This window comes from Acaryochloris sp. CCMEE 5410 (assembly GCF_000238775.2).
Lineage (GTDB): Bacteria > Cyanobacteriota > Cyanobacteriia > Thermosynechococcales > Thermosynechococcaceae > Acaryochloris.
Map to the genome: position 1 here is coordinate 104,026 of NZ_AFEJ02000003.1, position 21,868 is coordinate 125,893.

Annotated in this window: 18 protein-coding genes and 2 pseudogenes; 11 read left to right on the forward strand and 9 right to left on the reverse strand. The window is 46.0% G+C overall.

Features of this window, described 5'->3' with window-relative positions; genetic code table 11:
- Nucleotides 1-49: 49 nt before the first annotated feature.
- From ON05_RS30735 to ON05_RS30745, 3 genes are all read right to left on the reverse strand, one after another.
- Entirely contained in the window at nucleotides 50-478 is a 429-nt protein-coding gene (locus tag ON05_RS30735) for a hypothetical protein (RefSeq protein ID WP_010473901.1), read from the reverse strand.
- Complete coding sequence (locus ON05_RS30740) at nucleotides 475-1,338, reverse strand: ParA family protein (protein ID WP_010473900.1); 864 nt, start codon at nucleotides 1,336-1,338, stop codon at nucleotides 475-477. The genes ON05_RS30735 and ON05_RS30740 overlap by 4 nt, the downstream gene beginning before the upstream one ends.
- Before the next feature lie 560 nt (nucleotides 1,339-1,898).
- Nucleotides 1,899-2,201, reverse strand: coding sequence for a HigA family addiction module antitoxin (locus tag ON05_RS30745; protein ID WP_010473899.1), 303 nt, complete (start codon nucleotides 2,199-2,201; stop codon nucleotides 1,899-1,901).
- 132 nt (nucleotides 2,202-2,333) lie between these two features.
- Between ON05_RS30745 and ON05_RS30750 the strand changes: the two genes are divergently transcribed.
- The gene (locus ON05_RS30750) at nucleotides 2,334-3,587 is read left to right on the forward strand and encodes a hypothetical protein (protein ID WP_010473898.1); all 1,254 of its coding nucleotides are present in this window, start codon (nucleotides 2,334-2,336) and stop codon (nucleotides 3,585-3,587) included.
- A gap of 209 nt (nucleotides 3,588-3,796) precedes the next feature.
- Here the strand turns inward: ON05_RS30750 and ON05_RS30755 are convergent, their stop codons facing one another.
- Nucleotides 3,797-4,387: an isochorismatase family protein gene (locus ON05_RS30755; RefSeq protein WP_010473897.1), complete on the reverse strand. Its 591-nt coding sequence runs from the start codon at nucleotides 4,385-4,387 to the stop codon at nucleotides 3,797-3,799.
- Nucleotides 4,388-4,517: 130 nt separating this feature from the next.
- On the opposite strand from ON05_RS30755, the gene ON05_RS30760 reads away from it, so the two are divergent.
- Complete coding sequence (locus ON05_RS30760) at nucleotides 4,518-4,892, forward strand: helix-turn-helix domain-containing protein (RefSeq protein ID WP_010473896.1); 375 nt, start codon at nucleotides 4,518-4,520, stop codon at nucleotides 4,890-4,892.
- Here the strand turns inward: ON05_RS30760 and ON05_RS30765 are convergent.
- A pseudogene (locus tag ON05_RS30765) lies at nucleotides 4,892-5,311 on the reverse strand (Tn3 family transposase); the annotation flags it as partial. The gene ON05_RS30760 and the pseudogene ON05_RS30765 overlap by 1 nt on opposite strands.
- A 67-nt stretch (nucleotides 5,312-5,378) precedes the next feature.
- Here ON05_RS30765 and ON05_RS30770 point away from each other — a divergent pair.
- The 4 genes and pseudogenes from ON05_RS30770 (at nucleotide 5,379) to ON05_RS30785 (ending at nucleotide 8,595) form a co-directional block, all read left to right on the forward strand.
- A complete protein-coding gene (locus tag ON05_RS30770) occupies nucleotides 5,379-6,278 on the forward strand; it encodes a helix-turn-helix domain-containing protein (RefSeq protein WP_010473894.1) in 900 nt (299 codons plus the stop codon).
- 274 nt (nucleotides 6,279-6,552) lie between these two features.
- Complete coding sequence (locus ON05_RS30775; RefSeq protein ID WP_010473893.1) at nucleotides 6,553-7,194, forward strand: HAD-IA family hydrolase; 642 nt, start codon at nucleotides 6,553-6,555, stop codon at nucleotides 7,192-7,194.
- A gap of 400 nt (nucleotides 7,195-7,594) precedes the next feature.
- Nucleotides 7,595-8,156, forward strand: a pseudogene (locus ON05_RS30780) (hypothetical protein).
- Complete coding sequence (locus tag ON05_RS30785; RefSeq protein ID WP_262562545.1) at nucleotides 8,146-8,595, forward strand: ISAzo13-like element transposase-related protein; 450 nt, start codon at nucleotides 8,146-8,148, stop codon at nucleotides 8,593-8,595. Before ON05_RS30780 ends, ON05_RS30785 begins: the two are co-directional and overlap by 11 nt.
- A gap of 144 nt (nucleotides 8,596-8,739) precedes the next feature.
- On the opposite strand, the gene ON05_RS30790 is transcribed toward ON05_RS30785, so the two are convergent.
- Nucleotides 8,740-9,615 (reverse strand): LysR family transcriptional regulator, encoded by an 876-nt coding sequence (locus ON05_RS30790; protein ID WP_010473887.1) that lies wholly within the window; start codon nucleotides 9,613-9,615, stop codon nucleotides 8,740-8,742.
- A 105-nt stretch (nucleotides 9,616-9,720) separates the two neighbouring features.
- Between ON05_RS30790 and ON05_RS30795 the strand changes: the two genes are divergently transcribed.
- Nucleotides 9,721-10,605, forward strand: coding sequence for a hypothetical protein (locus ON05_RS30795; RefSeq protein WP_010473885.1), 885 nt, complete (start codon nucleotides 9,721-9,723; stop codon nucleotides 10,603-10,605).
- Between the two features lie 461 nt (nucleotides 10,606-11,066).
- Here the strand turns inward: ON05_RS30795 and ON05_RS30800 are convergent, their stop codons facing one another.
- The 3 genes from ON05_RS30800 to ON05_RS30815 all read right to left on the reverse strand — a co-directional run bounded on the left by ON05_RS30800 (nucleotide 11,067) and on the right by ON05_RS30815 (nucleotide 13,918).
- Entirely contained in the window at nucleotides 11,067-11,795 is a 729-nt protein-coding gene (locus ON05_RS30800; RefSeq protein WP_050857477.1) for an HAD family phosphatase, read from the reverse strand.
- Nucleotides 11,796-11,925: 130 nt separating this feature from the next.
- Entirely contained in the window at nucleotides 11,926-12,540 is a 615-nt protein-coding gene (locus ON05_RS30805; RefSeq protein WP_010473881.1) for an N-acetyltransferase, read from the reverse strand.
- Nucleotides 12,541-13,285: 745 nt separating this feature from the next.
- Nucleotides 13,286-13,918 carry a TetR/AcrR family transcriptional regulator gene (locus ON05_RS30815; RefSeq protein ID WP_010473879.1) on the reverse strand — a complete coding sequence of 211 codons (633 nt, stop codon included), beginning with the start codon at nucleotides 13,916-13,918 and terminating at the stop codon, nucleotides 13,286-13,288.
- A 324-nt stretch (nucleotides 13,919-14,242) separates the two neighbouring features.
- Between ON05_RS30815 and ON05_RS30820 the strand changes: the two genes are divergently transcribed.
- The 4 genes from ON05_RS30820 (at nucleotide 14,243) to ON05_RS30835 (ending at nucleotide 21,528) form a co-directional block, all read left to right on the forward strand.
- Nucleotides 14,243-14,848, forward strand: coding sequence for a Crp/Fnr family transcriptional regulator (locus ON05_RS30820; RefSeq protein WP_010473877.1), 606 nt, complete (start codon nucleotides 14,243-14,245; stop codon nucleotides 14,846-14,848).
- A gap of 264 nt (nucleotides 14,849-15,112) precedes the next feature.
- The gene (locus ON05_RS30825; protein WP_039780242.1) at nucleotides 15,113-16,495 is read left to right on the forward strand and encodes a cation:proton antiporter; all 1,383 of its coding nucleotides are present in this window, start codon (nucleotides 15,113-15,115) and stop codon (nucleotides 16,493-16,495) included.
- Nucleotides 16,496-16,762: 267 nt separating this feature from the next.
- Nucleotides 16,763-18,208, forward strand: coding sequence for an efflux RND transporter periplasmic adaptor subunit (locus ON05_RS30830; RefSeq protein ID WP_010473874.1), 1,446 nt, complete (start codon nucleotides 16,763-16,765; stop codon nucleotides 18,206-18,208).
- 59 nt (nucleotides 18,209-18,267) lie between these two features.
- A complete protein-coding gene (locus ON05_RS30835) occupies nucleotides 18,268-21,528 on the forward strand; it encodes an efflux RND transporter permease subunit (protein ID WP_010473872.1) in 3,261 nt (1,086 codons plus the stop codon).
- Nucleotides 21,529-21,868: the final 340 nt, after the last annotated feature.

Below are 21,868 nucleotides of genomic sequence, written 5' to 3' on the forward strand. Positions count from 1 at the left end.
ACTTTATGCTCATATCTCTAATCTGCAATAGCACTATTGCACTATAGTACTAAAGTGCTTTTTTGTATAAGTTCTGTGATTTCGTCAAAATCGAGCGTATTGTACCTGCACGCTTTCTCCTGGCTAACCTCGTTTGTGCATCCTCAACGGTTGCATTCATTATGGAGGGATCTTCTTGGCAGGCTATAAAAGCAGCTTCAAGAAAAGTCTCAATGGTAATTTTATTTTCCTTGCAAGTAATTTCTAGCTGAGTGAGTATATCCTCTTCTAATCTGACACCAACCTTCTTTTGAGCGATCGGTGGAAATGAAGCTAGCTCCGCTGTCAAGTTTGCTTCTATGTCTTCACGGATGTCGATCTGTGACTTCTGGCTCTCGGGGTTGTCCTCAGCTAGTTTATCGATGAGTGAATCTTGTCGTTGTTCGACCTTCACTGATGGAGTTTCTGTTTCCTGGCGAATCTTATCTAATAGGCTCATTCTTCTTCCTCTGTTTTTAAGACTGGAACTGATTTAGCGTACTGTCCGAGCAAGGGTCTTAACCTTTCGATGAGACTTCGTAAAGGGAATTCCAAGGCCTCATATCCCAGTTCTCCAGGTAGAGTTAGTTCGTCAATAGCCCGTTTATAAATGTCGCTCTCTAGAATATGTGGAAGCATTAATTCCTTTCCTACGAGTGCTTCCATGACTTCAATGTTGGTCCTCGTTACCCTAGTAGGATTTAAACCTGTCCACTTTGCCCGAAAAGGAATTGTTCCAATAAATTCACCTAATGGAACCATTGACTGACATGTTTCAATTAGACCCTTTGTTCTCTTAAGGGATTTAACGCCTTTAATATTTGCCTCGGCACAGATAACCCAGCGATCTCCACTTCCAAGAGACGTGAGAGTAAGGTGTGAGCGTTCGGGAGGTGGATCAATGATGATGACTCCAAAATTAGCTGTGATTTTGTCTTTGTCCTTAACCGTCTCACCAGCTTGTTGAATACGATTTCTTAGTACGCTGATGCTTGCTGGTGAGGCTGCTAGGGAGTGGTTCGCATTTTCTAGTTCGTCAGTAGATGGAATGAGAAAAAGATTCTCGTTATCTGGGACTTCATGAATGGCTTTGAACAATGGAAGTTTCTCAGGTGATCTCGTCAGAACTTCTAGAAGAGTTGGACGATCTTCCGGGTCAACTCCTAGGAAATCAGTAAGACTAGCTTGAGGATCGGCATCTACAAAAAGAACGGGAATACCATAGCTTGCCAAAATTCTCCCAGTCATAAGTGCCACTGTCGTTTTGCCTTGACCTCCTGCCAAAGCAAGTGGGACAAGAGTTGGTGCTTTGTAGGTCATCTTTGTGCTTTTGGTGAATAGTACTGTTGCAAGATAGTTGTTTAGTTCAATAGCAATAGTGAACTAATGCAGTATAGTGCAAAAGTAAAAAAGTGCAATACCATATTGCAGCTAATTAAGAATAGTGCCATTGATTCAGTGATGCAAGTTAGAAGCTGTTTTGGCTAAGAAGGACTCCCTATAACGCTTTCAGGCATTTAATTTATTGCACTAAAGTACTTTAGTGCAATAGTCCTTTTTGTTGATTCTGAGATTAACTATTCTGGTTTATCTGAATAGTTCAGTAGTGAAAAAGCACTATAGTGCAATAGAGGTATCAGCTCAATGCATTGAATCCATAAACTATTACACTATAGTGCAATAGCAGAAAAGCACTATAGTGCTTCACTGTATTTGGCTTATCCGATCTAAGATCATGCTGGTGCTCTGTCCAAATTAGTTACCTTGACCTTCGAAAATCCCACGGCATCAATGGAGCACTCTGGCTCCAAAAATTGAGTTTCTGAGATCACGCCTCTTCCTCAGCGGCAAAATGCTGATCAGCAATCTCAGCACACGCATCACGGTATCGGTGTTCGGGCAAACTCCAGAGCAACTAACTCCATGTGAGGATCGTCCTGCTCAGCCATCCACAGATCATAATTAGCCTGCATATCTAGCCAACTCTTTGGAGAACCCCCTAATACTCTTGAGAGGCGAATCGCCATATCAGGGGTAACGGCACTCTCGCCGCAGACAACCCGAGCAAACGTTGAGTGATGCACACCCAAATGAGTTGCTACTTTTCGGGCGCTCATTTCAAAGGGGTCAAGGTAGATTTCTTGAATCACCTCTCCTGGATGAGGGGGGTTATGCATCCGCATCAGTGGTAATCCTCATAATCGAGAACGTAAATGTTGCCATCAGAGAACTCAAACGTGACTCGTTCTTTCGGATTTTGTGGAGTGAAGTGCTCAACCCTTTTTCACAACTGCGTTCTGTAGGATATAGAGTCCATGATGCCCTCAACCTTGGTCATCATGGAAATCACCAGTCCCGGACACAAAACCATTTGTCTTCCCTTTCAGTCTGAAGTGGAATACCGGAAACTGATCACCAAGGGAAGTACTTTCCGGGAAAAACTAGACGAACTCATTGCAAAGCACCCTGAACTCTTTCCCTCTGGGATTTCTGAAGGCTACTGGCTTCATGATTCTATCCATTCCAAGAAGCTTGACATCACCACTCGTCGAATCAAATTGATTGCCAATCAAGCGGTGTATCAAATCCGTCCCGCTTTTGTGCTGCCCTACATGGTGGGCATGACGGATGAGGTTGAAAAAGCCATGTACCTCAGACACTTTGGCGTCCCCTTTGAAGCACTGGCCTATGTCTTCGGACACGATCCGAACTTCTGGTATCGCCTCCACCAAGGGCTTGGCCGTCTCTCCATTGTCGGGACCACTGTCAAAGATCCAGAAGCAATTCCAGTCAACCTCACTGCGGATGAAAAGCATAGCTGGCTGTTAGGTGATCGCGTCTTCATTCCGACGACAGTGGGCGCTGGCTGCTTTCTAGGAGTGGATATTGTCGAGAGTGCGGAAACCCCTGATTTGGTGAAAGGATACGGCACTTTTAGAGATGAAGCCCTCAATCTTAATCCAGGCTATCAGACTGAAACAGTCACCTTGGATGGCTGGGAGCAATCCCATTGTGCTTGGCGGATCCTCTTTTCGGGAGTCGCGATCATCCTGTGCTTCCTGCACTCGGTTTTGGATATTCAAAAACGCTGTAGAAAGAAGAAAACGCTATGGAAGAAGCTCACAGGAAGACTTTGGCACACTTACAAAAGTCCGAGTAAACGCCACTTCGCCCAACGCTTACGCCGATTACGGGAATGGGCCAAACACCATACCAAACAGCAAAGTATCCACCAGCGGCTAGAGGGTATGAGGGCAAAATCAAAGCAGTTTCAGGTTGCTTTCAATTATCCTGACGCTGCTCGAACCAGCAATATGGTGGATAGATTGATGAATTATCAAGACCGTCTATTACGGACGATGCAATACTTTCACGGTTCTAAGGATGTGGCTCGATTGTACTTGAGGTCTATGGCATTGATCTGGAATTTCCACCCTTATGGCCAGAGAACAGTGTCAAAAGATCCAGAGCGGTGTTCTCCATTTAAAGATCTCAACGGTTTTCAATACCATGACAACTGGCTACAGAATCTCCTGATTGCAGGCTCAATGAATGGTTACAGGCAGTGACTTTCAGGTCACTCCACAAAATCCGAAAGAACCAGTGACGTGAAGAATTTGCCGCAGTCATTCCATCCTCCTCTAGATATGGAACTGAGTTCATAGAAAAAATCGAGGGTTCTCCCAGAATTCGTAAGCCAGGAGGCTGATACAGGATTAACCATATTGATGCGATAGACCTGTCGCCATTTCTAAGACAGCCTTTGCCCACCTATCCCCTAAGCAATACTGGGTAAAACATCTTCGAATAAGACTTGCAGAAGCTGTCCCCCTTCCATGCGGCTCCAGTCCTGGGCCAATTCAGCCATCATTGTATTGGTGGCAGTCAGGACAACCCCTGCCTTCTCCATGCGCTGCCGCGACATCTCTTCCGATACTTCATAGGGAGAGCCCGAAGCATCCATCACCGCTTGTACTTGATACCCTTCCTCCACTGCACTAATGGCCGGGAAGACCAAACAGACATCTGTCGTCACCCCCGCCATAATCAGATGATTACGCCCCGTGGCTTCAACGGCGACCTTGAAATTCTTATCTGTCCAGGTATTGACAATCCCGGCCCGCTGAATCCGGTGTTGATAGGCGTCAGGCAAGATATCTGCCAGTTCCGGCATCAACGGCCCTTGGACATCGGTTTCCTGACTACTGGTCAACACCACTGGCAAGTTGAGAATTTTAGCGGTTTTAGCCAGGGCTAAGGTATTACGCTGCACAACCGCTAAGGGCAGGTTGTGAATTAGCTTCATCGTCCCCACCTGATGATCAATCAAGAGTAATGCAGAATTCTCAGACGTAAAGGGGGTAATCATTTCAGTCTCCTCAACTTAAAGATTGAGATACAAGGAGGGCCAACGTTTACTCATCATGGGTTGGTAGATTCAGAATTACAAGTAGGGACATAAAAGTGCTATACACACATTTATGTAGGTATAACATGCAATGAAATCCAAAACGAATATTCTTGATTCCCAACCCTATCTAAGACAGGCCCTCGATCTGATTGCCGATAAATGGGTTGTTGCGACACTGTATGTGTTATCAAGCGGCACCAAACGCTACGGTGAACTTCAGCGGGGCATTGGTGATATTTCCCAACGGATGTTAACCCGAACCTTACGAGATTTAGAACGGAACGGCTTGGTTCATCGCGAAGTGTATCCAGTGGTGCCACCGAAGGTGGAGTACTCCATTACGCCTCTGGGTCGTACCTTAAACGACGTTTTACGCACCTTATGCAAATGGTCTTTGGAGAACTTTAACCAAGTCGAAGCGGCACGGGATGCCTATGATAACGGTCAGGCCGAGTCTTCCTAAGCCTGTAAGTCTAAATACTTGAGTCGTTTCTCTTGCTCATCAGGATCATTTTCAGCGATCACCCCATGCTTACCAAAATGTAGCCAATCAATGAAATTGTGATAGGTTTCCACAATATTGGTGCAAGCCGTGATCTGCCGTCGAATAGTTGGCTCAGAAATAAACCGAAGTAGAAAAATGGTTCGTCCCACTCGTCCCAACTCCCGTAGGGCCTGATGAAGCTGATTCTTCTTGCTGTAGCTGTTCAACTTCCGTAAAAGAGTCGATGGCATCAGCTTCCCAGCCTTGATCGAGAGCACCATCCGCATCAGATCTTGCCAATGGGTTTCAATCAGCTTCCAATCAATGACCGCTTTGAACAGCGGCTCAAGATAGTCATAGCTCGCCTTCTGGCTGAGGCGATAAAACTTACAACGCTTCAGTTATTAGTAACTTTGTGTCAAGTAAGATAATTTCATCTTTTGGATTGTGGTTTGTGGATTAACTATGTTAGAAGGAACTTGCCACCAAGTTGACGTAACTAAACCAGAGACAATGAAAGCAATGGTTGCTGCTGCGCCCAGCTTTTCGAATGTTTTCTGTCCTGATGCTTTAGTTCCAGTTGACTATTATTGTCAACCAGCCTGGGAAACACCAAGCTTCTACTGCCAACAGCATATCATCACATTATGTGTTGGGCAGTCGGTTCAGACTTATCAGATCACAGCAGAAAAAGGCTTTCAGCAAGCGTTCTGCACTCGCGGCACATTCGGTATCTATCCTGCTGAACAGTCCCAGATCGTCGGTTGGAATGAGAGAGCTGAATTTATTGATTTGTACCTTACACCAGAAAGAATTGCTCATTACGTAGATCCTTCTCTGGCCTTCAAGCGCTACGAACTTATTCCACAGTTTGCTGTAGACGATGCCCTAATTTACAATCTGGGTCTGACACTAAAGGAGCAAGTAGAGCAAGATATTTGTAACGTCTTCTATATTGAATCTGCTCTGACGATGCTTATTGCACATCTGCTGCGGTACTACAGTACTCACCAGAAGTTAATTTGCTTAGCTGAATACAAACTAGCTTCTGTTAAATTGAATCAAGTTATCGACTACATTCATGCTCATCTAGAGCGCAACCCCAGCTTGGCGGAGCTAGCCGCACTAGTAGATTTGAGTTCCTGTCACTTTGTCAAGGTGTTTAAGCAGTCTACTGGTACAACTCCTCATCAATATTTACTCAGATGTCGAATTGAGAAAGCGAAGCAGTTATTGAGTCAAGAAAAAGTACCTTTGGCTGAAATTGCTCAGCGAGTCGGGTTTCATGACCAAAGCCGTTTCACGAGTGCATTTAAAAAGCGAGTTGGAGTTACTCCCAAGAAGTATCGAGATCACAAGATTTGACCAAATGCAACAAGATTTGGCTATATCATGCTGTACCAACCACATAAAATTATGCCAGGTTAATTGCTTGATAGTTAAACGGTGTCCGTGTTCATACAACTATGATGAGTTGATCATAGGTTGTTTATCTCCATTAATTTGGCATTGTATGATTTCTACTCCTTACGAGTAGGTTTATCATGGTTGATTCTTTAACACTACGATGTTGCACAAAAAGCATTACCTATTGTGGCATTGCCCAGACAAATAACTATGAGGGCTCGAATAGGTCAAAATGACAGCACTAATTATGTTCGATTTTGATGGTACAGTTGTAGACTCTTTAAACATCTTTATAGAAGCGGCTAATCGCCTTGCAAAAGATTTTAGTTATTCCCCCTTTTCTCTGTCTCAAATACCTTCTTTCAGGGAATTAAGTTTACGGGAAATGATTAGTCAGCTTGGGATGCCTAAATGGAAATTTCCTTTTTTTATTCGCCGATTTCGGAAAGAATTGAGTGGTCTTATGGTTGATGCTCAGTTAGTAAGTGGCATGGAACAAGCACTGTACAGCATTTATCAGGAGCATTATCAACTTGGCATAATCACATCTAATTCTCGCCAAAATGTTGAGTTATTCCTTGATTTGCACGAAATGCGACACTTATTTGAATTCATTTACGGAGGACAAGTTTTATCTGGTAAAGCTCAGGTGCTAAAAAAATTATCTAAGCGAAATAAACCTATCTCACCATCATTGGTGTATGTCGGAGATGAGACGAGTGATATACGAGCAGCAAAATCTGTAGGGCTACCAAACATCGCAGTAGATTGGGGGTTTAACAACCGAGAGGTTTTATCAGCATCTAACCCTGATATTTTGATTAACAGTCCTAGCCAATTACTGGCTGCAATCACACAACTATGCGAGATCTAAGGCTGTTGACTTATAGCAAAGGCAGAGTTGTATCCTATAGATTTCGTCCTAATTGAAGGGTTACCGACTCCAGACATAAAGCCAGTGGCTAAGCAGGTGTAAAATTCATCGCATTCTCGCTCTGAACTAAGGCGATTTCTAGGAAAGACCTCACATACTTCTGACCACAGAATGTAATAGTGATGCATTGAATCTAACTCTGAGCATGCGTGACCAATTAACCTGGAATCAACTTGAAGATCTGAAATTTGCCTCCTCGAAAATGACAGGAGCCCGCCGCCGGGCTTTCCAGGCAGACATCGCCCTCAAATACTGTGACGGGAACCCCAATCTCACAGAAATTATCTTTGGCTGGGGTCGAAATACGGTGGCAACAGGTTTAGGTGAGAAGCGAACAGGCATGATTTGTGTGGGTGCTCAGTCGGGTTTCTGTGGCAGGAAACGTTGGGAAGACCTTCACCCAGAGGTCGCAACCGCCTTACGGGAGCTTGCAGAAGCCCATTGCCAACAAGACCCCACCTTTTCCAGCTCAACTGCCTATACCCGCTTAACAGCGGCTGCCGCTATCACCCACTTGAGAGCGCAAGGATTTCCCCCCAAGTCTGTACCGGCAAAGAGTACCATGGCCGTCGTCTTGAATCGGTTAGGCTATCGACTCCGTCGTGTCCTCAAAGCTAAACCCCAAAAAACTGCCGGAAACCGATGCCGTCTTTGCCAACCTCAAACACAAAGACCTGAAAGACCATGACGGTACCGTCAAACGATTGAGCATCGATTGCAAAGCCACCGTTGAACTAGGGGAGTCCTCTCGTCAGGGCAAGACTCGAACCCAAACGAAAGCCTGTGATCACGATATGGGGAGTGGGCCAAAATATATTCCCTGCGGCATCCTAGAGGAGGACACCGATACATTACACATCATTTTGGCCATTCTCACAAACGAGCGATTTTATGGTCGATAATCTCCAGGATTGGTGGAACACCCTGGCCCCCACCGAACAGCAAACCCTGCAGCTCATCCAGATCAAGTTGGATAACGGTCCTGAGAATAGTGGGGTACGCACTCAGTTCCTCAATCGACTGGTGGCATTTAGCGATCACATCGGCACCGCTATTCAACTCCTGTACTATCCGCCTTATCACAGCAAGTACAACCCCATTGAGCGATGTTGGGGGATTTTGGAGCAACACTGGAACGGAACCTTATTAACCGATGTTGATACCCTGTTGGGATGGGCTAGCACCATGACTTGGAAGGGTAATCACCCCGTCGTGACCTTGACACAGAAGATTTATAAAACAGGAATTTCGCTTACTAAACAAGCAATGAAAGGCATTGAGAAACGATTGGAGAGACATCCTCAGTTACCCAAGTGGGACATCCTAATTCATCCAATTTAGTACGGGGCTTCTTTTCAGGAAATCACCTAAGTACTCGATATTGTCCCGGTACACCCATTTGTAGGAAATTCCTGATAGTTGTGCATTGGCAGCATATATAAGCGTCGTAAATCATAACAAAGAATGTATTGAGCATCGCGCTATTTAGGTTTGAAACAAGTTGACAGCCCAGTCAGAACAAAAATTGATATAGGTTTTAACCAAACGCGATAGATGCATACGAGATGGATACAATAAATTTAGTTCGGAGAGTGGGAAAGGATAATCTTTAAGTAGAGCTATTAGATTGCCATTTTCAACATGGGTGTGGGCTAGAAATGGTGGAAGTTCTGTCACGTATAGTCCAGCTAAAGCAAGATCAAGAAGATGAAGATAATCGTTGACCTGAAGTAATGGGTTAATTTCAATAGTTTCGGCTCCTAGCTGCCAAGTGTTTGAATGGGTTGGCGTGTGCCAGTTGGCACACGGTATTTTGAGAAGATCTTCAAGACTTTGAGGAATACCGAATCTTTCGAGCAAACTGGGACTTGCGACAAGCAGGTGACGGTATGCTCCTAACCTGTGGGCAATCGCATGTTCATGTTTACGATCTCCAATTCTCAGCGCCACATCGATTCCATCTCCAATCAAATCAACACGACGATCAGTCACCAATACTTCAAATTCGACATTGGGATAGCAGCTTTGAAAATCTTGTAGCAATTGTCGCCAAGGGATAAAGCCTGGTGGCAGCGAAAGTCGCAGCTTACCGGAAAGATCAAGTTGATCGCGATCAAGCGTGGATAGTCCCGTCTCAAATGCCTCAACGCCTTGATTCGCGTATTCCCAAAAACTTGTTCCTGCATCTGTCAGCCTTAAACGCCGGGTTGATCGTTCTAATAGGCGAACACCTAAATCTTTTTCTAGGGCTTGAATACGTCGACTCACGGTTGCAACTGGAGTATTTGTTCGTCGAGATGTCTCCGAAAAGCTGCCATACTGAACTACTTTGACAAATAAGGCTACAGCGTTAAAGTCCATAACATCTTTCCATATTTGAGAAGATGTATCTCATTTTTACCTACTACTCATCAAAATTGAAACAGTCTAAACTTCTGAATAACGTCTTTTAGAGGTAGTAGGGGTATGAAATTCGCGGGACTATTCTTATCGACATGCTTTTATTCCCTCCTAGCTTTGTCTTCATCTGCGATTGCCAATACGGGACCACCACTGGCGTTTGATACTCAACTTGACCTCCTATCAGGTGAACGTTCCTTTAAGCAAATCGTTCTTGAACGCGGAGGTAAGATTCAATCGTATCGAATTGACCAACTTATTCGTCCCACGGTTGATGCTTATGCACAAGCACCGGCTCGAATTCCCGTAGCCTTTGGTAGTCCCGCCCCCACAAATACATCGACGGGGCTTTTTCAAGATACTAGTGCAGCGTTACCTTCAACTCCAGTAGGGGCAGACCGTATCAAGGTGCTAACAGATGAATATATAAACTCTGCTTTGCTTAATATTGCAGAAGATATCCCCGGTTTAGCTCTTAGTTTTCCTGAACTGCTAATGAATTCTCCTGGTCCAGATTTTGTAGTGGCAGAGCTAGGTTTACCAAAAGGAGCACAGTCTAACGGTTGTCCAGGAGTTGAGGCACCTGGTGCAGATCGCCTCACTGTATCTATTCCCAACGGGCGAAGCATGACCATTCCACACACTGCCTTTGGTGAGTTCGGCCCCGCAGGTATAATCGCCAATCATGGTAATAGGGCTCTGGCGCAGAACGGTATTCGTGTGGCTAGTATCGAAGAACTTGAGAAGGCAGACTTTGAACCATTAGCAGCGATCGATTATTTTCGAATTTGGGTGATTGCTATTGACCTTTCGGATTTAGGTATCCCAGAGGGAGAATTCGTTGCTCAAGTTGAGCTGAGATCTTCTGGCATTCTGACTGAAACTGAGGTTGGTCTAAGAAACTGCTGGCTGATTGATCCAGCTTTTGTAATGGGTTTACCAGCAACGTAATTAAGCATCTTTATCAAAGAAAACGTTGCAATAAAGTTAACGAAGAAATTGCATTTTTGCTGAACGAATCGGAGAACTGATGATGAGCCATCCAGCGTTTCAATCAGACAAAGCAAGGATTGCTAGCATCCCTTTTTATAAGGTCGGCGCTGTTTGCTATGGTCTATGGGGATTTGGGGTTTAGGGTACATTGGAACAGAAAACAACGCTAAGGCTGTAATGCTCTGACAGCATAGGTTTCAAGCGCTAATTTTCACACTTTTAAAAGCATCAAAATCGACGTATTCCTTTCCAGGTATAGGTTTCAAAGAAATAATTTTTTTGATATTTATCCAATCAGCAGCTAAAAACCTTTCTGATAGGTACTTTTAGGCATTTAACACGCATCTAAGCTGCGTTTAGTCGTAGTCTGCTGGTCTAGAGTAGGTCTACTACTCCGATCCTGATAGTAAAAATGCTGGCTAATGACCTATTAACTGTTGGAGGGCTGGATCGGTAAAGTCTTGAATACAGTATTCAGCACCTACTTGTTGTAGTTCAGTTTCAGAGTGACTGGTCAAGAGCCCCCAGCATCGCATTCCGGCATTACGAGCAGCTTGGGTACCTGAGATCGCATCTTCAAACACTAAACACTGATCTGGTTCAACACCCAAACGCTCAGCCACGAGGAGATAACATTGCGGGTCAGGTTTACCTCGTTCGACATCCGTTTCAATTACCTGAGCAGCAAAGAAGTCTCCCAAGCCATCTTGTTGCATCAATAAATTGACATTCTCTCGACAGGCAGAGGTCCCCAATCCTAGCTTCAATCCAACAGCTTTGGCCAGTTGTAAAAATGGAATCAGGCCCGGCATCCACTGAATTTCATGTTGAATCAAAGATCGATAGACGGCTTCTTTTCCCGAACTCCAGCGTTGAATATCAGCAGCGGCTACCGGATATCCCAGCAATTCTGGCAGCAGCTCCTCATTCCGCTTTCCGCTCATTTGCGCCAGCAGTTTATTAAGCGCTCCATCTTTTTGCTCCAATTGTTCTCGTCTGGCAGCGTCCAATTCAGGAACCGTCGTACTATATTGCAACCAGGCTTTAAGGTGATATGGCAATGTATCCGTGAGAACACCATCCATATCAAAAATCAAGGCTTGTAATGATGTATCAATACCAGTGTCGTTTGCGAATTGTCTTTCCATCGTTTTTGAAGACACCCGTGAAAACAGATTAGTTGTAGCAAAATCCATTTCTTGTTCTAACGGCTTCTAGAAGCTGTATCAAATCCGTATCTTGTTTCAGCTGATTGGTAAAACTTGTACCGATAGTAGTTCACACTAGCTCTTTTGATAGCAACCAATATTGGAGCTTACTGTCTGGTGGAGTATCGGTATGAATTTGCTGAAAACCAAGATGTTCGTAAAGTCCAACATTTTGTGGATTCTCAGTTCTCAGTACACAAGTTGAATGACCATGATGCTGCATAGAGTCTAGAGCTGATTGAATCATCTGCTTACCGAGGCCACGTCCAGCATGGTGTGGATGAACACCAACGACCCATAGATAGGCAAAGCTAGCTGGGGCTTTTTCCTGAAGTGCATGTTCAAAGGCTTTCTCATGCACCTGAAGACGTCTATACGCAGACAAGCCAAGTAAAAACGGGATCCAGCGTAGAGAACTTTGAGCAATTTGAGATAATCGGAAGGGGAAATATTCACCAGAAATCCACAGGAGCGCACCGCCCCCTTCTGGAGCAATTTCAACCCCCCCATAACGAAGGCTACAGCGAATTAAAGGTAGAAATAATTTCGTCAGTTGTTGCACTCGTGTTGCAGCATTTGGCAGTAAATAGGTCATGAATGGGTCTTGGGAAAAGGATTGCCCCAGTGCTGCTGCAGCAGTCTTTTGCTGAACAGATGTCAATGCGTTACCAGAGTAGTTATACATATTGCTCTCCAGAGTTTTTAAGTTTAGATCAACGAATCAGAAACGTTGAGCGGTAATCGAAAATAGTGTTTCTTGTCGGCATTTGTTGGCAGTTACCTTTCAACTACCTCAAAAAGTGATTCGACAAATCAGTGACTCGAATCAAATGAACTTTAGAGGAGACACTTGATCTACAGCAAAAAGTGAGTAATGCTCATATATTTAGATTATGAGCATTACTCACTTTTGTCAAGACGATATTCATTGAATGGAAAAAGCCTTTAAAGGGCCAGTTCCAAGCAACAGCAAAAACTGAGGCAGGCTTTTAGTTTGCAATAGATACGTTGCCAATCCCTCTTTTGGGCCAAGGGCTATGACGGAGTGTCCATTCAAGATCTGACCGATGCCATGGGAATTAAGCCGCCAAGCCTATAAGCAATATTTGGCGATAAACTCAATCTCTATAAACAAGCGATTGAGCACTATGTCACTAATGACTCCTGTGCGCTGCTAGTTGCCTTAGCGAGTGAACCCGATATTCATCAAACGGTGCGAGCCATGCTTGAGGCTGTGATTGAATATGCAACCCATCATGTCAGTGGGGCGAAGGGGGCTTTTTGAGTTCTTGTGTCGCGACCAGCCTAGGGGAAGTTGAAGAAGTGTTCGATCCGAATGACTGGTACGGTAGCGTCAGGCGCGGAAATGGTATGGTGGCGATTCCAGTTTTGTCTGTTCGCGACAGATATGGGGGTTATGTAAACGTCCCTTATTCAGGCCAGTAACTGAGCGCATAAGCCTGCACTAATCGTTTCGTCTCGTCTAGCAACTGCTGTCGGCGGTCTGGGGGTTGGCTTCGAGACAACCACAAAAACGTGCCAATACTTTTAACGATGACCATAGCGATCACCTGATAGTGATCTGCATCCAACCCAGGAGAACGTTGAGACAGAAAGCTGGCCGTTGCATCAATGAGCTCTACATCAGCCGCCTCTTCAATCGCCACTAGTTCTGGTACAGTTCCTTGCATCTCCATATAGATGGCCTGATAGCCAGGATAATCTGCAAAAAATTGATCGTTGGTATCAATCACCAGCGCCAAAACATCCGATAAAGAGAGTGATTCGGCGTTGGGGTCTATCGCCAGAAATTGCTGGTTGAGCAGGGTTGTATAACGGGCCGCTAGAGCTTGAAGAATCGCGGCTTTATCAGGGAAAAACTGGTAAAGGGAGCCAATCGGAATTTCGGCTTTGGCTGCGATCGCATTCGTCGTAACCGTATTGCAGCCCTCAGCAATAAACATTTCTTCCGCAACATCCAAAATCCTATTCACCCGCTCTCGACTACGGGCTTGCTTAGGCTGGCGACGCATTCCTGGTATTTGTTCTACCTTTTTGACCATTCGTGTTTTTGAGCCCTCTCAATAGAAATACGAATATTACTCACATTATACTTGACAAAACATGAGCAATACTCGTAAATTACGAATATGAGTATTGCTCATAAAAAAGAAATCATATTTTCTACAGAAATTTTTGTTCTCAAAGGCGCTGTTGCCAACGATTAGAGGACATGCTCCAAAAGCTTTGGGCTACGACCGTATGTCTTCTCCATGCTGTTGGAGTAGCTCACGATGTCCATACAAGAACGTTTGACAACCCAGTCAAAAATGGAGGTTTGCTGTCATGAAGGGTCGAATACATCTGATTTTAGGAGGTCATTGGCTATGATTGCCATTACAGAGCTATCACCAGAGCTGCTGCAGTGCGTCATTGCGCGGGACTTAACGGCAGGGCAGATTCTTTTCCAGCAAGGTGACCCTGCCAAATATGTGTTCTGGGTGGAATCGGGGCGATTGAAGTTAGTCAGCTTCACTGAGCAACAGATGATTAACTTTTACACCGTAGGAGCGGGCGAAAGTTTTGCCGAAACAGCTTTAAATACTGAAACTTATAGCTGTACCGTCATGGCAGAACAGCCATCTCGCGTGTTGGCTATTCCCAAGCATGATTTTTTAGAGGCATTGCAACAATCATCCAATCTGTGTAAGCGATATGTGTGTCACTTAACCCAACGGTTTGAAGCAGTTAAGCAGCTACTTGAACTGAGAAGTATTCGCTCTGCTCGCGATCGCCTTCTACACTATCTCACTCAGCAATGCCAACCTGGCCAATCTACAATTCCGCTCACGACGTCTCTCAAGGTATTGGCAACCAACTTAGGTCTGTCCCCAGAAGTGCTATCCCGCACCTTCAGTCAGTTAGAGTCTGAGCAAATTCTAAGTCGCAAGAAAGGCTCCGTCACCCTTCTTGCAGAGTGGCTTAGCTCCTAAACCGATCCTGTATCTATTTTGCAAAGTGTTGCAAGCATGATGACAATCATCGAATCTTAGCAGCCACTCACATTATGCTCGTATTTTTCTCTTCAGCCACATTTTAAGATCTCCCTGACTGTGAGCTTGCTCAGGGTAGGAGTGAATTCTAGATGATTTTGTGGCTTAGTTGACCCTCCATTTGTCGTGCCCCCCTTAGATGAAATGTTTGATTCATCAACAATTCCCCTCATAACCTTTTGGGCAGATATCTCAAGCAGTTTGTTGCAGTCAATACCATTGCCCTGGGGAGTATCCCCACTGCTTGAGAATAAGCTACCACTGCTCCTTGCCTCTGCTAGTGGCGCTGAGGGTGAAACCTACGCCAAGGGAGTAGCCTTAGCGGCAACGCTAACCCTGATCATTGTGTACGTTTCAGCACAACTCTTTGGTGAATTAGCCATTCGCATTGGTCTTCCAGCTGTCTTAGGGGAGCTGATTGCCGGACTAGTCATTGGCATATCTGGACTGCATGTGCTGATGTTGAATGAGGGAACCCAGGTTGCCGACTGGATGGTAGCTGCTGTTAGCTGGATTGCGGGGAGTAGCACCGCCAGTACTCGGCAGATTTTTGATGGCCCTGTGCAGATCTTATTTGATGATTATGCTCAGAACGGTGTAGGAATATTGCTCTTCAAAATAGGTCTAGAAGCTGATCTCAAAGAACTGATTCGGGTGGGTTCCCAGGCGACATCAGTGGCCATTTCGGGGGTGATTCTACCCTTTGCTTTAGGATTTTGGGGCCTGTCTGCAATCTTTCACTTAGAGACCATTCCCGCCATGTTTGGGGCAGCAGCACTGACTGCCACTAGCATTGGCATCACTTCTCGGATCATGCAGGACATGGGCGTTCTCAATACTCGGGAAGGGCAAATCATTTTGGGAGCGGCAGTCCTAGATGACATTTTAGGGATTGCTATTTTGGCGGTGGCTGTTGGTATTGCGGACCACGGGACTATAGATATAGCTGGTGTATTGGGTACGGTGGTAAGTGCTGTACTGTTCGTTGCTACTGCAATTACCCTGAACCGTTCTTTTGGCCCCGTCTATATTAACTTCCTCAGTCGGTTTGGTAATCCTTACAGCATATTGATCGGGGCAATTACCTTTTTAGTCTTCATGGCTGCAGTCGCTGAGGCCATTGGGTTAGAGTCCATTCTAGGGTGTTTCGTAGCAGGCATTGTCCTGGGGAATACCTCTGCTACTAAGGAATTAGAGAAGGCTTGCGATCCATTAGTGGCCTTATTTGCCACTATCTTTTTTGTCACTATTGGTGCCAAGACCGATTTGACGGTGCTCAATCTATCGAACCCAAGCAGTCAGGTTGGATTAAGTATTGCCCTCTTTCTGATTTTGGTTGCGATCGCAACCAAAATGGCGGCGGGTTACGTTGTCTTCACCCCATATAAAGTGAACCGCTTAGCGATTGGGACAGGCATGGTTCCCCGTGGTGAGGTGGGTCTAGTGTTTGCCGGGCTAGGAGCCTCGACAGGTGCCCTATCAGCCTCAGTCAACGTAGCCATCGTGCTGATGGTGATGGGCACCACCTTTGTCGCTCCACCCATGCTCCGCTGGGCATTTGCTAGAGAGGTGACAGTATCAAGTTGATTTCCATTGAAAAACCGAAGTCTGCGAATCAACAAACCCATTCTTCGTTTTTTTCGTTAAAGCTCTTGCAATAATCTCCTAATACCAATTTCGTGTAGGGATGAGCTAATCAATATGCTGAAGTGACGTATTTACAATGCTTTAGCAGCTCAATACAGGTCATTTTGATAGGTAATTGGTATAAAACTAAGGGCGAACATAAAGACACAGATTTCTATTTAAGAATTAGCAAAATAATCCCATTGCCAATAACAGGGAGTTGCACCAATGACATCAGAGTCCTCCACCCAATTAGAACTCGATATCCAGTCCTCTGATACTGAATATTTCCCACCACCGCAACCAGAAAAATCTAGCAAGAAGTCGCTGTGGCCTATAGTCACTTTGGTGATGCTCGTAGTGGCTGGGCTATTCGGGTGGCAAACCTACAGCTCAACACGCAATTCACCTAGCCCTATTGAGCAGGACAAAAAATCTGAAGCCACTTTACCAGTACGGGCAGTCCATACCAAAGTCGCTCCCATTAAACGCTGGGTCACTAGCCCTGATGGAGATGTGCGCGTCGAGCGCTATAAACAGCTTATCTTTGAAGCAAATGGTGAGGTAACTTACCTCGCCCAGATGGACGGTCGTTATCTACGTGAAGGCGATTTTGTTCGAAAAGGGCAACTCCTGGCCACCATTGATGATCGGGAGTATCGCTCCAACATTCGGGCTGCCAAAGCCGATCTAGAAGTCGCGCAACGGACTGAAAGACAAGCGATCGCAAGTCTCCGCCAGGCAGAGGCGAATCTACAGCAGGCCAAAGCCGATCTAGACCTAGCCAAACTTGAAGCCAAACGTCGTCAACAGCTCTTTACTCAAGGCGTGATTCCAGCCACCGAGCGCGACACATTCAACAACAAAGTTGTCCAGGCTGAAGTGGGGGTCAAAGTCGCCCAAGAAAACGTCAAATCGGCGAAGGATCAAATCGTTGTGTCCCGAGCTAGTTTTGAGGCCAATCAGGCAAAGCTGCTCAACACCAACATTGCCAGAGAAGATACTCAACTCGTGTCACCCATCAACGGGATTGTCGCCTACTTGAATATTCGAGAAGGTGAATATTGGAATTCTGCGCGAGTGCAGTCAGCCACAACCTACCAAGGTACTGTGGAGTCTGTCCCCATTGTGGTTGTAGACCCCAGTAGCTTTGAAGTTGCGATGGAAATGCCCGCTACAGAAGGCAATCTCATTCGTCCCGGACAGCCTGCCTATATTGCTCTAGATGAAGATATCAGTCAGGCTTTTGTCAAAGGCAACAGCGAGAGCAACTTAGTTAAGATTGCCAAGGCCAGAGGCACCGTTTTCTCTGTTACCCCTGCTGTAACGCCGGGAGGGAGAGCGGTTCAGGTACGCATCAGAATCAACGATGGCCGAAAAAATTTACGGATTGGAGCGCGAGTGCAAACGTGGATCGCGACCCAAACCAAGTCCCAGGCAATCACGCTTCCTTTTGGCGCGGTGACGACTCGCGATCGCAAATCCTATGTCTTTGTCGTCAATGAAGAAACTGGGCGAGTCGAACAACGCCCGGTCGTCCTCGATATTGAAGGTTTAGATAGCATTTCCATTGCCAGTGGGCTGAAACCTGGAGAGCTAGTGGTCACTGAAGGCAGTAACCGTCTTGTTCACAATTCCCCCGTTGAAGTTGTGAGTGCGAATACCCCGCTTTAGTCCACACCTGCAAGATCTTAATTCTGTGTAGCCACGTCACTAGCTCAAGGACAGATTTGATGCAAACGCATGAGCGCCGAAGCCAAAATTCCCAGCAAGATTTTGATAGTACTGTGAACGGCCATCCATCATCTGAGCTGGAGCAAGCTTCTCCCCTCGCCCGCTTCTTTTTTACCCGACAGATCTTTGGCATCCTCCTTTGTTTTCTCCTAATTATGGGAGGGTTAATGGGCTATGTTTCCATGGTCAAAGAATCAGATCCTGATATCAAAATTGCCCGCGCCATGATTACCACCCCTTGGCCTGGCACAGATGCAGAAACGATTGAAAATCGGGTGACTGACAAAATTGAAAAAGAGATTAAGACCTTACAGGGCATTAAAGATGTTGATAGTGCCACCTTCAACTCCTATTCCATCATTGATGTCGAATTTCGGGCCGAAGCTCCAGTTGCCGGATCGATTCAGGAGCTACGCGGAAAAGTTGATGATGCCATCCCCGAACTCCCCTCAGAGTCAGAAGGTCGAGAGCAACCCGATTTTGAGCAGGTCTCGCAACAAGATGCACCTATCCTGACCGTAGGACTATTTGGTCCTAACCTCGATACCGCCACCTTAAGTCGAACCGCAGAAGACTTAAAAGACGTTCTAGAATCCGTCAAAAATCTGAGGGAAGTAAATCTCTCTGGTAGTCGTGACGAAGTTATTCATATCCAGCTCATTCCTAACCGCCTGACCACCCTAGGCATTTCTTCCACCCAGGTTAGAGATGCCATTCAAGGGAGCAATAGGGATGCTTCTTGGGACCGAGTTCGAGATGATGCCATTGGTGCCCAGGTCCGCATGTTTGGGCGATTCCGCACACTGGCCGATCTCAAAGCCCTGCCTGTTGCCCGCTTAACCGATAATCGCATTGTCCGATTAGACGAAGTGGCAGATGTTCGCCGGGATTTAGAGCGAGAGAGCAACCGGGCTGCCCTGAGTTGGGAAGGCGACTCTTTTCAACCGACGATCTTGATGGAAATCGTCAAGGTGGCAGGCAGTGATTCTATTCAAGTCGTCAACGGCGCTCTCCAAGCGCTAGAGGAAGCTCGTCAAGATCCTAAGCTTTGGCCCAGTGGTATGGAGTATCGTGTGCTCAGTAATGATGCTGACGCTATTAATAATGAGCTGTCCAACTTATTCTCCAACGTGGGTCAAGCGTCTTTCTTTGTTTTTATTATCCTGCTCTTTGCCTTAACCTGGCGCGAAGCTTTAATTGCGGGTTTGGCGATTCCACTCACTTTCATTGGGGCGACTTTTTTCTTGTGGCTCGGCGGTCAAACCCTAAACTCTATGGTCCTGATCGGGATGATCTTGGCGTTAGGACTCTTGGTGGATGTCTTTATCCTGATGCTAGAAGGGTTACATGAAGGGATCTTTGTTCAGGGCTTAGGTTTCTCTGAAGCAGCCTTGCAGACGGTAAAAACATATGCTGGGCCAGCTTTCGCGGGGCAATTGACCACTATCTTAGCCCTCGCCCCCCTAATGGCGATTTCAGGGACGATGGGAAAATTTGTTCGCTTGATTCCCGTGAGTGCGATTACCTGTCTAGTTTTGAGCTATGTCCTCGCTTTACTGGTAGTGGTCCCCCTCGCAAAATTTTTGCTCGGCAATGCTAAAGGCATTGGCAAGAAAACCTTTATAGATCGCCTTACAGAGACTGCTTCTGCCCGATTCGCTAAATGGAGTTTAGGGATGACGGTGCCCAATAAGTCTATGGCCCGTCTCTGGTCTCTAGGCGCTATTGGATTATTCGTCTTTTCCTGTGTGTTGTTTACAGCACTCCCCTCTAACTTATTCCCGCAAAATGATGGGACGAAACTCAGTATCAATGTCGAGTTAGCCCCTAGTGCTACCCTGGCGCGGTCTAAGGAAGTCGCCGATCAGCTGGGAGAGATTCTGCAACATTACAGTGATCTTGATGGGCAACGGGTGTTTAAAAGCATCGTCAAATTGGTGGGAAGACGCAGCGGTCTGGTGGCTTCTGGTGAGCTGAAGCCTAGCGATGCAGATTATTTTGTCGGCTTCTCCGGGATATTTGTCGATCGCGAGCAACGTCAGCATGACTCTTTTGCATACGCTCGTGACCTGCGCCAGGAACTGGACGATAAGGTTCTCCGCAATTATCCAGGATCGACCCTAGCAGTTCAGTATGAGCGACCTGGGGGCGGCGAAGACCCCATTCAGGTTGCGATTAGTGGTGATGACATGCAAACGCTCCGAGAGATTTCGGTGCAGGTGCAGGAAGTCCTGCGCGAAATTCCGGGCACGATGGATGTCCGCGATAATCTCGGTAACCTCCGGGAAGATTACAAGCTGATTCCCAAACGGGAAGCTCTAGATTTTTATGGCCTCAGTCCACAGGATACGGCTTCTCAAGGTCGCATCCTGATGATCGACGATGACATCGGTGATTTCCCCGTTGGCAGCGGTGAAGAAGATCTAGAAATTCGCCTCAGTACCCTCTGGCCGTCGCGACAGGGGGAGGTGGGTGGCCCCTCTCGCCAGGACGAGTTTCAAACAATTCGGTTTGTCACCCCTGAGGGTAAAACAGTCCCCGCCGATGCAGTCCTTGAACCCTCACCCGGCGCGGTCCCACTCTCAATTACCCATCGCAAGAGCCAGCGAACAGTGACGGTCTTAGCCAAAAACATACCAGGGATTGGCGTATATGATGCCGATATCTTGGCAGAGTTGACGCCAAGGCTCAATCAGATGCAGGCTACTTGGCCTCAAGGCTATCAATATAGTTTCGGGGGCGATGCTGAAACCAGCGGTGAAACCTTTGGTTCTGCAGGTCAAATGTTGGTGGTGGCGATCTTTTTGGTCTTTGCAGTTTTAGTCCTCCAGTTTGGATCCTATACTCAACCTTTGATCATCATTCTCACCATTCCTTTTGCATTGACGGGCACCTTTATTGGCTTTTTCTGTTTGAACATACCGTTCTCGTTCCCCGCAGCCATCGGGGTGATTTCCCTGACCGGAATTGTGGTCAACAATGCCATTGTCATGGTGGACACCATGAATGAACGGCGTAAAGCAGGGATGGATGTGCGTCATGCGGCTGCATATGGGGCGAGCGATCGCCTTCGTCCGATCTTGACAACTTCGCTCACTACTGTGATTGGGCTATTCCCGTTGGCTTTAAGTGAGGCGAAATGGTTCCCGCTGTGTATGGCAATTATTTTTGGCCTTGTTGCAGCGACTTTGATTGCATTGCTAGTGGTGCCAGGGCTTTATTTGCAACTTACCCCAAAAAATATTCTCTTAAAAGACTAAACACAGCTAACTTTCAAAATAGCGACATCAGAGGTTTAGGGTAGATTAGACCAGAAAACAATGCTAAGGCTAAAGTACCCTGACAAGATAGTTCTCAAGCTTTTTTCTGCCTTTCTAAGAGCATCAGAATTCTTGTATTCCTTTATAAATATAGGTTTCAAGGCAATAGCTTTTTAGTTTTTGCCTAATTGATTGCTATAAGTACTACTTGGAGACGCTTTCCTATGTTTCCATGACAGGCAGTACCCTGACTTTTCCCGTTATCTCCTATAACTCTTCAGTATCAATACTTCTAGCGAATGAACCAAGACTGTTTTTTAGCGTTTGTTCGCAATAGAAG

What these genes read in the sequence shown, in the direction of transcription:
- ON05_RS30735 (WP_010473901.1), bottom strand. Translation starts at nt 478, where the DNA reads ATGAGCCTATTAGATAAGATTCGCCAGGAAACAGAAACTCCATCAGTG.
- ON05_RS30740 (WP_010473900.1), bottom strand. Translation starts at nt 1,338, where the DNA reads ATGACCTACAAAGCACCAACTCTTGTCCCACTTGCTTTGGCAGGAGGT.
- ON05_RS30745 (WP_010473899.1), bottom strand. Translation starts at nt 2,201, where the DNA reads ATGCGGATGCATAACCCCCCTCATCCAGGAGAGGTGATTCAAGAAATC.
- ON05_RS30750 (WP_010473898.1), top strand. Translation starts at nt 2,334, where the DNA reads ATGATGCCCTCAACCTTGGTCATCATGGAAATCACCAGTCCCGGACAC.
- ON05_RS30755 (WP_010473897.1), bottom strand. Translation starts at nt 4,387, where the DNA reads ATGATTACCCCCTTTACGTCTGAGAATTCTGCATTACTCTTGATTGAT.
- ON05_RS30760 (WP_010473896.1), top strand. Translation starts at nt 4,518, where the DNA reads ATGAAATCCAAAACGAATATTCTTGATTCCCAACCCTATCTAAGACAG.
- ON05_RS30770 (WP_010473894.1), top strand. Translation starts at nt 5,379, where the DNA reads ATGTTAGAAGGAACTTGCCACCAAGTTGACGTAACTAAACCAGAGACA.
- ON05_RS30775 (WP_010473893.1), top strand. Translation starts at nt 6,553, where the DNA reads ATGACAGCACTAATTATGTTCGATTTTGATGGTACAGTTGTAGACTCT.
- ON05_RS30785 (WP_262562545.1), top strand. Translation starts at nt 8,146, where the DNA reads ATGGTCGATAATCTCCAGGATTGGTGGAACACCCTGGCCCCCACCGAA.
- ON05_RS30790 (WP_010473887.1), bottom strand. Translation starts at nt 9,615, where the DNA reads ATGGACTTTAACGCTGTAGCCTTATTTGTCAAAGTAGTTCAGTATGGC.
- ON05_RS30795 (WP_010473885.1), top strand. Translation starts at nt 9,721, where the DNA reads ATGAAATTCGCGGGACTATTCTTATCGACATGCTTTTATTCCCTCCTA.
- ON05_RS30800 (WP_050857477.1), bottom strand. Translation starts at nt 11,795, where the DNA reads ATGGAAAGACAATTCGCAAACGACACTGGTATTGATACATCATTACAA.
- ON05_RS30805 (WP_010473881.1), bottom strand. Translation starts at nt 12,540, where the DNA reads ATGTATAACTACTCTGGTAACGCATTGACATCTGTTCAGCAAAAGACT.
- ON05_RS30815 (WP_010473879.1), bottom strand. Translation starts at nt 13,918, where the DNA reads ATGGTCAAAAAGGTAGAACAAATACCAGGAATGCGTCGCCAGCCTAAG.
- ON05_RS30820 (WP_010473877.1), top strand. Translation starts at nt 14,243, where the DNA reads ATGATTGCCATTACAGAGCTATCACCAGAGCTGCTGCAGTGCGTCATT.
- ON05_RS30830 (WP_010473874.1), top strand. Translation starts at nt 16,763, where the DNA reads ATGACATCAGAGTCCTCCACCCAATTAGAACTCGATATCCAGTCCTCT.
- ON05_RS30835 (WP_010473872.1), top strand. Translation starts at nt 18,268, where the DNA reads ATGCAAACGCATGAGCGCCGAAGCCAAAATTCCCAGCAAGATTTTGAT.